The 9,572-nt window shown below is 71.1% G+C and carries 12 protein-coding genes and 1 pseudogene; 11 read left to right on the top strand and 2 right to left on the bottom strand.

Annotation, left to right across the window (positions count from 1 at the left end; translation table 11 throughout):
• A pseudogene (locus tag ABIA33_RS36455) lies at window positions 1–450 on the bottom strand (hypothetical protein); the annotation flags it as partial.
• A gap of 135 nt (window positions 451–585) precedes the next feature.
• Window positions 586–1,077 carry a helix-turn-helix domain-containing protein gene (locus ABIA33_RS36450; RefSeq protein WP_370088206.1) on the bottom strand — a complete coding sequence of 164 codons (492 nt, stop codon included), beginning with the start codon at window positions 1,075–1,077 and terminating at the stop codon, window positions 586–588.
• A gap of 947 nt (window positions 1,078–2,024) precedes the next feature.
• Between ABIA33_RS36450 and ABIA33_RS36445 the strand changes: the two genes are divergently transcribed.
• From ABIA33_RS36445 to ABIA33_RS36395, 11 genes are all read left to right on the top strand, one after another.
• On the top strand, window positions 2,025–2,384 hold the full coding sequence (locus tag ABIA33_RS36445; RefSeq protein WP_370088204.1) for a hypothetical protein: 360 nt from the start codon (window positions 2,025–2,027) through the stop codon (window positions 2,382–2,384).
• Between the two features lie 233 nt (window positions 2,385–2,617).
• Window positions 2,618–3,286: a hypothetical protein gene (locus ABIA33_RS36440; protein WP_370088202.1), complete on the top strand. Its 669-nt coding sequence runs from the start codon at window positions 2,618–2,620 to the stop codon at window positions 3,284–3,286.
• A gap of 47 nt (window positions 3,287–3,333) precedes the next feature.
• Window positions 3,334–4,095 (top strand): SAF domain-containing protein, encoded by a 762-nt coding sequence (locus ABIA33_RS36435; protein WP_370088200.1) that lies wholly within the window; start codon window positions 3,334–3,336, stop codon window positions 4,093–4,095.
• Window positions 4,095–4,937, top strand: a complete 843-nt coding sequence (locus ABIA33_RS36430; protein ID WP_370088198.1) for a hypothetical protein — start codon at window positions 4,095–4,097, stop codon at window positions 4,935–4,937. The genes ABIA33_RS36435 and ABIA33_RS36430 overlap by 1 nt, the downstream gene beginning before the upstream one ends.
• Window positions 4,934–6,271: a CpaF family protein gene (locus ABIA33_RS36425; RefSeq protein WP_370088196.1), complete on the top strand. Its 1,338-nt coding sequence runs from the start codon at window positions 4,934–4,936 to the stop codon at window positions 6,269–6,271. Before ABIA33_RS36430 ends, ABIA33_RS36425 begins: the two co-directional genes overlap by 4 nt.
• Window positions 6,271–7,167 carry a type II secretion system F family protein gene (locus ABIA33_RS36420; RefSeq protein WP_370088194.1) on the top strand — a complete coding sequence of 299 codons (897 nt, stop codon included), beginning with the start codon at window positions 6,271–6,273 and terminating at the stop codon, window positions 7,165–7,167. Before ABIA33_RS36425 ends, ABIA33_RS36420 begins: the two co-directional genes overlap by 1 nt.
• The gene (locus tag ABIA33_RS36415) at window positions 7,164–8,054 is read left to right on the top strand and encodes a type II secretion system F family protein (protein ID WP_370088192.1); all 891 of its coding nucleotides are present in this window, start codon (window positions 7,164–7,166) and stop codon (window positions 8,052–8,054) included. The genes ABIA33_RS36420 and ABIA33_RS36415 overlap by 4 nt, the downstream gene beginning before the upstream one ends.
• Before the next feature lie 56 nt (window positions 8,055–8,110).
• Window positions 8,111–8,350: a hypothetical protein gene (locus tag ABIA33_RS36410; RefSeq protein WP_370088190.1), complete on the top strand. Its 240-nt coding sequence runs from the start codon at window positions 8,111–8,113 to the stop codon at window positions 8,348–8,350.
• Window positions 8,351–8,381: 31 nt separating this feature from the next.
• Window positions 8,382–8,612 carry a hypothetical protein gene (locus ABIA33_RS36405; protein WP_370088188.1) on the top strand — a complete coding sequence of 77 codons (231 nt, stop codon included), beginning with the start codon at window positions 8,382–8,384 and terminating at the stop codon, window positions 8,610–8,612.
• Between the two features lie 45 nt (window positions 8,613–8,657).
• Window positions 8,658–9,047 carry a TadE/TadG family type IV pilus assembly protein gene (locus tag ABIA33_RS36400; protein WP_370088186.1) on the top strand — a complete coding sequence of 130 codons (390 nt, stop codon included), beginning with the start codon at window positions 8,658–8,660 and terminating at the stop codon, window positions 9,045–9,047.
• A gap of 37 nt (window positions 9,048–9,084) precedes the next feature.
• Window positions 9,085–9,543 carry a TadE/TadG family type IV pilus assembly protein gene (locus tag ABIA33_RS36395; RefSeq protein ID WP_370088184.1) on the top strand — a complete coding sequence of 153 codons (459 nt, stop codon included), beginning with the start codon at window positions 9,085–9,087 and terminating at the stop codon, window positions 9,541–9,543.
• Window positions 9,544–9,572 lie beyond the last annotated feature (29 nt).

Below are 9,572 nucleotides of genomic sequence, written 5' to 3'. Positions count from 1 at the left end.
GCGGATGGCGGTGACGGTGGCGGGGCTGTAGCGCTGGGCGAGTTGCCGGGTCCAGATGGCGACGTCGGCGGAGGTGATCGCGGTCAGTTCGGTGGCGCCCCAGCGCGGGATCAGGTGGTTGCGGGCCAGGCCCTGGTAGCCGAACAGGGTGTTGTCGCCGACGTCGATGGTGTCCCACCAGCTGGCGAGCCACTGCTCCAACGTCCACCCCGCCACGCTAGGTGGGGGAACTGGCAGGGGTGCGGGCTGCGCCGAAGGCGTGAAGGTGGGCGCTTGTGGAGGGAGGAACTGGGGTGCGGTGGCGCGTGTTGGGGGTTGTTGGTCGTTGATGGTGGCGGCGTGGTCGCGGGCGGCTTCTTCGGTGGTGAAGCCGGGGATGGAGCCGGGGGTGTGATCGTCTTTCCAGTAGCGCACGCGCCAGGTGCGTCCGTGCTTTTCAACCCAGGCCATGTCAGTGCTCCTTGCGTCGGGGCGTGTACGCGGCGGCCATGACAGGTGCCGCTGCGGCTGTGGTCCACGGATGCGTGCAGATACCGGTGAGCGGAAGCCGCTTGGGGGAGGTTGTTGTGCGCAGATCGTTGCCGGTCACAGGGCTGCCGGGAGACGACGGCGCGCGGTAGCGGGGCGGCGGTTGGCGGCGATGAGTGCGTCCAGGTCCGCGCGAGCGAAGCGTAGGCGGCGTTCAAGTAGGACACAGGGCGCGTGTCCGGCTGCGGCTTGCTTGCGCAGCCAGGACGCGGGGATCTGGAGCAGGATGGCGGCCTGTTCGGCGGTGAACAGCAACTGGTTCGCGTGCGCGACCACGTCGGGGGAGCCGGTGGACTGCGAACGGCCGTCGTGATCGGCACCGTGCGGCGGCGGGTCGGCCCGAGCCTGGAGCACCGGTGGGTGGGGAGGGACAGGCGCGGCTGGGGCGGCGGCGCGCTGCCGCGTTCGCGTGCGTGCGACACCGCGAGCGTGCAGCACCGGGGCTGCGGAGGTGGTGGCAGCCCGGCGGAGAGCGGGAGCGGCCCCCAGGAGTGCGGCCAGGGTGGGGGAGGGGTCGTCGGTGTGGTCGGGGTGCGGGGTTGGTTCCATCCGTATGCTCCGGGAGTGGGTTTGCGGGTGCCGCACCGGGCGGCGGCACCCGCAGGTTCAGAGGCTGCGATCAAGTGGCTGACACCGCTGCAGATCCTCGACCACCCGCAGGAAACACTCGGCCCCCACATGCACCGGTTCACCCGCAAGCTCAAGGCCTCTCTTGCTTGCAGAGAGTGACGCCCGCGCTTGGAGGTTGAGTAGCTGACGTTCCGACAGAATTGCCGGGCGTCTGCACGTCCGGTTTGTCGGGAGGTGTGCGGTCCGGCGTCAGTTGAGTACGCCGGGCCGAGCCGAACTACGCGCTGTCCGACAGAGCCTCGCGTCCGTATTCCACGATGCGGCCATCCTGGTAGGCCTCTCGAGTGCACGTGGGAGCCGACCCGACAGGCTCCCGAATGAGCGCCGCGCGGCGAACCTGTACGCCGGATCGTGGTTAGGCCCGTGTTCTGTCCTCCGTGGTGGTGAACCTGCGGGGTTTCCTCTCGATCCATGCCGTGAACTGCCGTTATATCGAATCAGGCACTCAAGGACGGGCTGGGATCGTGCAGGACAGAGGGCTTCGATGCGACGTGATGCATCGGTCTCGCCCGCTAGTCAGATATATCACTCTGAGTGATGAAGTATCCGCTTTTCTGGAGCCTGGCTGGCATTCCTCGCGTTTACACCGGTACTTGAGATCACAACCGGGTCCGCGTGACCCAGATGATGAGGGCGAGGCGAGGACGATGCTCAGTTCCAGCAGGCACAACCGCTCTACCAGGATGGCTGTTTGCGCGGCGACCGTGGTGCTGCTCGCAGGGGTGGCTGGTTGCGCGGGAACTGCATCGTCCAGCAGCGATGCCAGGTCTGCGGCTGCCAGCACACCACCGGTCGGCAGCGCGTCTCCTAGCCAACCAGGATCAGGTGCTCCGGCAGCGCGGGCGGCGCTGTCTGCCTACAACGCGATGTGGGAAGACATCATGGCGGTCTCGCGAACGTCGGACTACACCAACCCGCGGCTCGCTGCCCACATGATCGGCGTCCCCCTAGCACACTGGACCGAGCTCATCGCCGCCAATCAGAGCAAGGGCTGGGTGGGCCGAGGACGCCAGGTGTGGAGCCCTCAGGTCAAGTCAGTTGCGCCGACCCTCGTCACGGTCACGGACTGCCTCGATGATTCCGACTGGGTCAACTACACCAAAGACGGCACGAAGGCTCCCGATGCTCCCGACGGTCGCCACACGTCTGCTGCGGCGATCACCCTTCAGCCGGACGGGACCTGGAGGGTTAGCGAGCAGATGATTGGGAAGTTGGGGTCGTGCTGACCCGGCGCGGGTGGACTGTTGTTGCGGCCTTCCAGACAGCAGCAATGCTCCTTGGAACTGGGGTCGCTCTGGCGGTCTACGGCCAGCCCTACGGCACGGTCAAATGCCCAGGCGACCCGCTGTGCACCGTGACAGCCGGGACCGAGACGACTAGCCCTGTTCAGCCTCAACACCCCTCGAACGACGGGGCGTCGAGTGGCGGCAACGCTGGCGGCAGCGGGAAGGCGGCTTGTGTGCCGGTGGCGATGTCGCCGGTGGTCACGTTGTCGTCGGGTCAGCGAGGTCAGTGGTACGAGCAGAACTGCGGACAGACGTTCCCGCAGGGCGGGTTGGGCACGGACAGCCCGCTGACAGGTGGGGCGCTGTGGGCGGATATGGGTCTGACGAACGCGCTGGTGCCTGCGGTGGACCCGGCGGTGGTCGCGATGCAGGCCGAGCAGCAGTTGGTGCTGCCGAAGCCGGTGGTGCGGATGTCGCCGGTGCAGACGGGCCGTCAGGTGACGGGGCTTCCTGCGTGGCTGTGGGTGGAGCGCGGTTCGTGGTCGTCGGTGTCGAGGACGGCACAGGTGCCTGGTGTGACGGTCACGGCGACGGCGACGCCGGTCTCGACGGTGTGGGACCTGGGCGATGGCTCTGCACCGGTGGTGTGCCAGGGCCCGGGGACGCCATTCGTGGAGGGCGGCGATCCGGGCGCTTCGTCGCCGGACTGCGGCCACCGTTTCGCGCAGTCCTCGGCCGCGGCGCCGGGCGGGGTGTTCCAGATGACGGTGAGCGAGCACTGGACGGTGCGCTGGCAGGGGGCGGGCCGGGGCGGGGTGTTCCCGGATCTGGTGACGCGCACGGTGGTTGCGGTGCGGGTGGTGGAGGTGCAGGACCTGGTGGTCAGCAGCCCTGTCCACTGACCGGTGGATGGGTGTGAAGCGATGCGGTTCAAGGAGAGGTGCGTTTCGTGGAGTTGACGAAGATCAGGATCCCGGTGTCGCGGGGCGGTGCCCCGGGGGCCGGCGGGGTGCGGCCTCAGGCGGGTGCGGTGCGGGCGCGGAACCGCAAGCGGCAGGTCGCGGGGTTGGCGGTGGTAGGGGTGTGCACGCTGGTGTTCGCCGGCATGTGGATCACTGCCGGTCAGCGCAGAGCGGTGCTGGAGCTTGCCCGTCCGGTCGCGGTCGGGCAGGTCATCGCCGCCGGGGACGTGAAGACCGTCCTGGTCGGCGCGGGGGAGGGGGTGCCGCTGATCGCGGCCGCGCGCAAGGACTCGGTGGTGGGCAGCACGGCCGCCGGGTCGCTTCCGGCCGGAACGCTGCTGAGCGACCAGATGCTGGGCGCGCCGCCGGTGCCGGCGGGCAGTGTGACCCTGGCGCTGCCGGTGAAGCCGGGCCAGTATCCGCCGCGCCTGGGCCCCGGTGCGCAGGTCGCGGTGTACGCGACCGGCTCCGGTGGCAGCAGTGCGCCGACGGCCTCGGCCGGGAGCGGGAGCGGTGGAACGGCGTTGGCGCAGGGGGTGGTGCTGGAGGTCGATTCCTCGCAGGGCGTGGACGGCGGGGCGGTGCTGACGGTGCAGGTTCCGCAGTCGGATGCCGGGGCGGTCGCGCAGGCCCAGGCGGTGGATGTGGTCGAGCTGCCCGCGAGCACGAGCCCGAGCACGAGCACGAGCACGAGCACGAGCACGAGCACGAGCACGAGCTCGGGCGCGGTGCATGGTGGTGGGCGCTGATGGCGTTGGTCGCGGTGGTTTCGGTGAAGAACGGCCCGGGTGGCAGCACGACGGTGATGGCGCTGGCGGCGACCTGGCCTGCCTACGGCGCGAAGGGCCGGGCCCAGCCCGTGGTGGTGGAGGCGGATCCGGCGGGCGGCGACTGGATGCTGCGTTTCAACGCCGCCAGCGAGCCGGGCCTGACGACCCTGGCTGCCGCCGCCCGCCACGGGGACCTGTCGACGACCGTTTTGGCGCAGCACGCGCAGGTGCTGCCTGGTGGCACGGTGGTGGTGCTGGCTCCAGATCGTCCCGAGAGGTGCCAGGCCGCTTTGGAGGGCCTGGCGCCGGTGTGGGAGATGGCTGACTGGGCCGGTGATCCGCGGATGGTACTGGCGGACTGCGGTCGGCTCGGTCGGGACTCCTCGGCGCTGGAGCCGCTGCTGCGGGCAGCCGATGCGGTTGTGGTGGTGTGCCGGGGCAGTGCCGACTCCCTGGGGCATGCGGCCACCGCCGCCGACCGGCTGCGCCCGTTGGCGAAGGCCGTGGTGGTAGCGGTGGTCGGCGAGAGCGCGTGGGCGGCGACGGAGATCATGCAGGCGCTGGGGGTGGACGGCTGCCGGCTCCTGCCGCGCGACGAGGAGTGCGCGCAGATGCTGCGCGGAACGCGGTTCGTCCCCCGCTTGTGGCGCCGCAAGCCGAGCCTGGATCTGTTCGCGGGAGCGGGGGCGCTGGTACGGGACCTGGAGCGGTTCCTGACCCCGCCCGCCCCAGCCACAGAAGCACCGGCACATCGCGTGGCGGTGGCCGAGCCTGCCCGGGCGGACCTGTCCGAGCTCATCGGCAGCCGGAGGCAGCCGTGACCACCATCGTGGAGGTGGACGACGAGGCCAAGCTGGAGCGGGAGTTGACCGCCCGGCTGCGCGATCAGGCGACTCGGCTCCTGGTGGAGCGGGCGGACGCGGAGGAGAGCGGCGGGGTCGCGTTGTCGCAGGCGCGTCGCCGCGACCTGGGTGAGCAGGTGCTGTCCGAGGAGTTGGAGCGGCTGCTGACCGAGCGGTTGAACGCCGGGTTGGCGATGCCGTCGGTGGCGGTCGAGGAGCGCATGGTCCGTACCGCGCGCAACGCCCTGTTCGGCCTGGGCGCGTTGCAGGCGCTGCTGGAGGACCGCGAGGTCGAGAACATCTACGTCAACGGCTTCGATCGGGTCTTCGTGTCCTACGCGGACGGCCGCAAGGAGCGGGTCGCCCCGTTCGCGTCCTCGGACCAGGAGCTGGTCGACCTGGTGCGCACGCTGGCCGCGCGCAGTGGGGAGGAGGAGCGCCGGTTCGACCGCTCGGTGCCCGGCTTGTCGCTGCAACTGGTCGACGGGTCGCGGCTGTTTGCGGTGATGGCGGTCACCCCGCGGGTGTCGCTGTCGATCCGCCGGCACCGCTTCACTGTCGTGTCGCTGCCGGACCTGCGGGGCTTGGGCACGATCGACCGGGTCGTGGAGGACTTCCTGCGGGCGATGGTGCGGGCGAAGAAGAACGCGGTGATCCTGGGCGGCCCGGACGGCGGCAAGACGACACTGCTGCGCGCCCTGGTCTCGGAGATCCCGGCACTGGAGCGGATCATCGTGATCGAGGACACCGCCGAGCTGATGATCGAGAACGACGGCGTGCACGAGGACGTGGTCCCACTCCAGGCCCGCCAGCGGAACCTGGAAGGGGAGGGAGCGCTGGACCAGGCGGAACTGGTGCGCTGGGCACTGCGGATGGGTCCGCAGCGGGTCATCGTCGGCGAGATCCGCGGCCCCGAGGTGATCGCGATGTGCAACGCCATGTCGCTGGGTCTGGCGGGCTCGCTGTCCACGCTGCATTGCAGTTCAACCGAGGACGCGGACACGAAGTTCGCGAACTACGCCATCCAGGCGCCCGAGCGGCTCTCGCGTGAGGCGACCTGCCTGATGCTCGCCTCCGCGGTGGACTTCCTGGTCCAGCTCAGCCGCGACGAGCGCGGGAGCCGGGTGGTCTCCTCGATCCGCGAGGTCGTCGGCGCGGATGGGCCGCGCCTGGTCACTAACGAGGTCTTCGCCCCCGAGCCGGCCACCGGCCGCGCGGTGCCTCGTACGCCGCTGCGGGCTACGACGGCTGCCGAGCTGGCCCGCCACGGCTATACCGCCCCCCTGCCCGCGGATTTGGAGGACTGGGTCTGATGAACACGGACACACTGGCGGTACTGGGCCTGGGGGCGGGGGTGGGCAGTGGGATCTGGCTGGCTCTCAGTGTTCCGGTCACCCACGAGTCGGCGCGGTTGGGCCGGTTGCGGCGCTGGTGGGCGGAGCATCGTCCGCCGAGTCCCGGACGCCGGATCACCCTCGCCGTCGTGGTTGGGCTGGTCGCCTGCGCGTGGACGGGTTGGCCGGTCGCTGCCCCGCTCGGGGCGGCGGGAGCGTGGGTGCTGCCCGGGTTGTGGGGCCGCGACACGGCCTATGAGGAGGCGCTGGCGCGGATCGAGGCGATCGCCGCGTGGACCGAGCAGCTGCGCGACACCATGAGCGCCGCGGCCGGCTTGGAGCAGGCGCTCCTGGCGACGGCGGGCACCGCGCCGGTGGCGATCCGCACCGAGGTGGCGACCTGCGCGCAGCGGGTGCGCTGCAACTTGCCGTTGACCGAGGCGCTGCGCTCGCTTGCGGCCGAGCTCGCTGACCCGCTCGGGGACTTGGTCGTGATCGCGTTGATCGGCGCGTCGGGGCGCACCAGCGGACGCCTCGCGGACGTGCTGAGCAGCCTGGCGCTCTCGGCACGGGAGCAGGCACAGATGCGGGCGCGCACCGCGGCATCAAGGGCGCGGGTGCAGACCTCGGTGCGGATCGTGGTCACCACCGCCGTGGGCATGGCGGTGGGTCTGGCGGTGCTGGACCCGGAGTATGTGAGGCCGTTCGCCAGCGTGCAGGGTCAGTTCGTGCTGCTGGTCATCGGCGCCATGTTCGCGGTGATGTTCACCTGGCTGCGCAGCATCGCGGCCATCCCGCAGGCCGCCCGCCTCCTGGACGCCACCGCGCCCGAAACGATGAAGACAGAAACGATGAAGACAGGGGTGCCGGCGTGATCGTGCTGCTTCTGGGCGCCGCTTTCGGCGCGGGCCTGTGGTGCTGGTGGACCGGCACGCGCCCGGCCACCCCCGCGCTGACCGCGGCCCTGACCCCACGGCAACCGCCTGCTCCGGTAGCCAAGCCGGCAGCGGACAACAGGGCCGGGTGGTCGGCGCGCGCCGGGCGGGTGGTCGTGCCGTGGCTGGCCCGGTCCGGCCTGCCCGGGGCGACGACGGCTGCCGCGCTGCGCACGATGCGGGTCCCGGTCGAGCGCCATCTGGCGGAAAAGGCCGCAGCGGCCCTGGCCGGGCTGGTGTTCCCCTGGCTGCTGGCCGTCCTGGGATCGCTGGTCGGGATCCGGGTCGGCTGGGTGCTGCCCTCGGGGGCGGCGGTGCTGCTGGCCGCCGTGCTGTTCTTCATCCCCGACCACGCGGTGCGCCAAGACTCGCAGCGCCACCGCGTGGAGATCCGGCACGCCCTGTCGGCGTTCTTGGACCTGACCGTGGTCGGCTTGTCCGGGGGTTCGGGGATCGAGCAGTCCCTGCGCTCAGCCGCCGGCGCGGGGCAGGGGCCAGCCTTCGCCGCGTTCCGCCGTGCGCTGCGCGAGGCCGAGCTCACCGGCACCGCCCCCTGGGGCCCATTGGCCCGGCTCGGTGAGCAGCTCGGCGTCACCGAACTCCCGGAACTGGCCGCGACCGTGGCCCTGGCGGGCAACGAGGGCGCACGGATCAGGGCATCCCTGGCGAGCAAGGCCGCCACCCTGCGCGGCCACCTCCTGTCCGAGGCCGAGGCCGCCGCCTCGTCCGCGACCGAACGCATGAGCATCCCCGTCGTCGGCCTGTTCGCCGCCTTCCTGATCTTCCTGGGCTATCCCGCCGTCAGCCTGGCGATCGCCGGCATGTGAAACGGCCCATTGGCCCGTCCGAATCGAAGCCCGCATCAGAAATGAGAAAGACGCACGTGAATAGCACAACCCGGGCCCGAGCGTGGGTCGTCACCGAAGACGAGCACGGCAGAGCCACCGTGACCGCGTCCAGCGACACCGTTGCCCTCTTCCGGTCCATGGCCGACGCGTATGAGGAGGCTCGCGACCAACACAGGCGCTGGCGGATCGGGCTTGTGGCCATCAGCGCCTGCGTCGCGGCGGCGGCGATCTTCCTCGGCTACCCGGCCCTGGTTCATCTGCTCGCCGACAAGTAGCGCCGCCCGTCCCCTGATTGGAGCACTCCTCATGCGTACCGTCCTGACCCAGACCCGCACCGCCACCGCCGACGTCACCCTGCGGCTCGCCCTCCGATGCCGGGGAGCCTGGACGCGGCTGCGGGATCGCGCCGAGCAGCGCGACGGCGGCTACAGCACCGAGACCGCGATCATCACCGCGCTGCTGGCCGTTCTGGCCATCGCCGTCATCGGAGTCATCGGGTCAAAAGTCATGGCCAAGGTCAACGGCATGCAGTTCTAAAGGAGAGGGACCGCCATGCGTCGCTGGAGCGCACGAATTGCTCGGGTGCGGGACCCTCGCGTGCGGGACCGGGGCGCGGCCAGTTCGGAGATCGCAGTGGTGATGCCGCTGCTCCTGCTGATGCTGATGGGGATCGTGCAAGTCTCGCTGATCGTCCACGCGCACCATGTCGCCCAGGCCGTGGCCGCCCAGGCGGTGGACGCGGCCCGGGCGCAGGGCGGCACCAATGCCCAGGGCCGGGCCGACGCGCAGGCCCTGCTGGCCTCGCTCGGCACCGGGGCGCTGGGCCGGCCGCAGATCACCGTGCGGCGCACCGCGACGACCGTCACCGCCCAGGTGGTGGGGGACGTGTCCGGCGTCGTCCCGTTCTGGACGCCGCAGGTGATCGGCTACGCCGCCGGACCCGTCGAACGCCTGACCCAACCGGCCCGCTGAGCCGCAGCAACCCACCTATCCACAAGCGGAGTTCCTGATGTCCGAGCCTGAACCCGGGTGTGACCGCGATCCGCAGGGCCGTGCCTGCCGCGACCGCGGGTCGGCCGCCACCGAGACGGCGCTGATCATGCCGCTGCTGATAATGCTCCTGCTGTTGTCGATCGGCAGCGGCCGCCTCGTCTCGGCCCGCCAGGACGTGGACCAGGCCGCCCACGCGGCCGCCCGCGCCGCCTCCCTGGCCCGCAGCCCCGGCGAAGCGGTCCGCGCCGCCCAGCAGGCCGCCGCCACCGCGCTCGCCTCCGCCGGACTGGCCTGCTCCCACCTGGACGCGAACATCAGCACCGCCGACTACCACCCCGGCGGCCAGGTCGGCGTCTCCCTCGCGTGCACAGCCTCGCTGTCCGGGCTCACCGGCGTGCCGATGCCCGGTCACCACACCGTCCAGGCCACCAGCACCTCCGTGATCGACACCTACCGAGGGCAGGACCCGCAGTGACACCCACCCGCCCCCGCCACCACCCCCGC

The organism is Streptacidiphilus sp. MAP12-16 (assembly GCF_041262165.1).
Lineage (GTDB): Bacteria > Actinomycetota > Actinomycetes > Streptomycetales > Streptomycetaceae > Streptacidiphilus.
The sequence above is the reverse complement of the archived record's forward strand: the minus strand, read 5'-3'. Positions and strand labels throughout refer to the sequence as shown.

Bases quoted from the DNA above. Each gene is read 5' to 3' on its own strand.
- ABIA33_RS36450 (WP_370088206.1), bottom strand. From the start codon at position 1,077: ATGGAACCAACCCCGCACCCCGACCACACCGACGACCCCTCCCCCACC.
- ABIA33_RS36445 (WP_370088204.1), top strand. From the start codon at position 2,025: ATGTGGGAAGACATCATGGCGGTCTCGCGAACGTCGGACTACACCAAC.
- ABIA33_RS36430 (WP_370088198.1), top strand. From the start codon at position 4,095: ATGGCGTTGGTCGCGGTGGTTTCGGTGAAGAACGGCCCGGGTGGCAGC.
- ABIA33_RS36420 (WP_370088194.1), top strand. From the start codon at position 6,271: ATGAACACGGACACACTGGCGGTACTGGGCCTGGGGGCGGGGGTGGGC.
- ABIA33_RS36405 (WP_370088188.1), top strand. From the start codon at position 8,382: ATGCGTACCGTCCTGACCCAGACCCGCACCGCCACCGCCGACGTCACC.
- ABIA33_RS36395 (WP_370088184.1), top strand. From the start codon at position 9,085: ATGTCCGAGCCTGAACCCGGGTGTGACCGCGATCCGCAGGGCCGTGCC.